Annotated in this window: 1 protein-coding gene and 2 pseudogenes; 2 read left to right on the top strand and 1 reads right to left on the bottom strand. The window is 45.4% G+C overall.

From position 1 onward, the window contains the following. Together GMD1S_RS07620 and GMD1S_RS07615 are read left to right on the top strand one after the other, a co-directional pair. On the top strand, positions 1-441 hold a 441-nt coding region (locus tag GMD1S_RS07620; RefSeq protein WP_000320372.1), incomplete at its 5' end, for an AAA family ATPase. Further along, a pseudogene (locus GMD1S_RS07615) lies at positions 438-1,022 on the top strand (ABC transporter permease); the annotation flags it as partial. The gene GMD1S_RS07620 and the pseudogene GMD1S_RS07615, both read left to right, overlap by 4 nt. Here the strand turns inward: GMD1S_RS07615 and GMD1S_RS07610 are convergent. Beyond that, positions 1,021-1,518 (bottom strand): annotated as a pseudogene (locus GMD1S_RS07610) (3'-5' exonuclease); the annotation flags it as partial. The pseudogenes GMD1S_RS07615 and GMD1S_RS07610 sit on opposite strands and share 2 nt — an antisense overlap. Between the last annotated feature and the right edge of the window lie 3 nt (positions 1,519-1,521).

Genomic DNA, 1,521 nt, shown 5'->3' with positions numbered 1-1,521 from the left:
GTTGCCATGGCCTATGGTATTGAGCAAAAAGTGGCTTTTGATCGTGTGGAACCTTTGTTAAAAATGTTCCGTCTGGATAAAAAATTGGACTGGTTTCCAGTGCATTTCTCCAAAGGGATGAAGCAGAAGGTCATGATTATCTGTGCCTTTGTGGTAGATCCTAGCCTCTTTATCGTGGATGAGCCTTTCCTTGGGCTCGATCCGCTGGCTATTTCTGACTTGATTCAGCTTTTGGAAGTAGAAAAGCAAAAAGGCAAGTCTATCCTCATGAGTACCCACGTGCTGGACTCGGCGGAGAAGATGTGTGACGCCTTTGTTATTCTCCACAAGGGGGAGGTGAGGGCTCAGGGGAACCTCCAGCAACTGCGCGAAGCCTTTGGCATGCCTGAAGCGAGTTTGAATGATATTTACTTGGCTCTGACCAAAGAGGAGGACCGATGAAAGACTTGTTTTTAAAGAGAAAGCAGGCTTTTCGTAAGGAGTGCGTCGGTTATCTGCGCTATGTTCTCAATGACCATTTTGTCTTATTCCTGCTTGTTCTCATCGGTTTTCTAGCCTACCAGTACAGTCAACTCTTGCAAGATTTTCCTGAAAATCATTGGCCTATCCTCTTGTTTTTGGGAATTGTATCTGCTTTGCTTTTGGCTTGGGGAGGAATCGCGACCTACATGGAAGGACCGGATAAACTCTTTCTCTTAGTCAGTGAAGAGGAGGTAAAGTCCTACCTCAAAGGACAGACGGTGAGTTCACTGGTTTTCTGGACAATTGTTCAAACCCTCTTTTTACTCTTGTTTGCACCCTTGTTTTTAGCCATGGGCTATGGCTTGCCAGTCTTTCTCGTCTATGTGCTTTTATTAGGAGCTGGGAAATACCTCCTTTTTCGCCAAAAAGCCAGCAAATTTTTCACTGAAACTGGGCTGGATTGGGATTATGTCATTGCCCAAGAAAGCAAGCGCAAGCAAGTTTTGCTTCGTTTCTTTGCTCTCTTTACTCAGGTCAAGGGCGTTTCAAATAGTGTCAAACCATGGTTGCTGTATGATAGGCCAAACCCGTTTCAAAGGCGTGGTGGTTGGTCTTGGCAGCCGGATAGGAGTAGAATTCCTTATCATACTTGGTGTAGAGACTACGAACGATACGCTGCCAGACAGGATTTTCAATCTTGAAAATCATTTGCGACATGTAGTCACGGATTTCCTTGACATCAACTGGTGACTTGACCTTGAAGTCAGCTGGATCATTGGGTTCCCCAGGCTGAGGCAAGCGGAGAGTAATTTGATTGACTTGAGGAGTATTATTGTACACTTCTCGACGTCCCTGCATGTGGACCACCTTCCCAGCGGTAAAGGCCTCAACGTTATGAGGTTGGGCATCCCATAGTTTCCCCTCAATCTCGCCGCTATCGTCTTGGAAGGTAAAGGCTAGGTAGTTTTTCCCAGCACGCGTCTGTCTTAGGTCAGCTGACTTAATCAGGTAAAAACCTTCAAACAGCTCATCTTTTTTCATGTGACTAATCTTCATATT

It is taken from the genome of Streptococcus sp. GMD1S (assembly GCF_000296875.1).
Taxonomy (GTDB): domain Bacteria; phylum Bacillota; class Bacilli; order Lactobacillales; family Streptococcaceae; genus Streptococcus.
The sequence above is the reverse complement of the archived record's forward strand: the minus strand, read 5'-3'. Positions and strand labels throughout refer to the sequence as shown.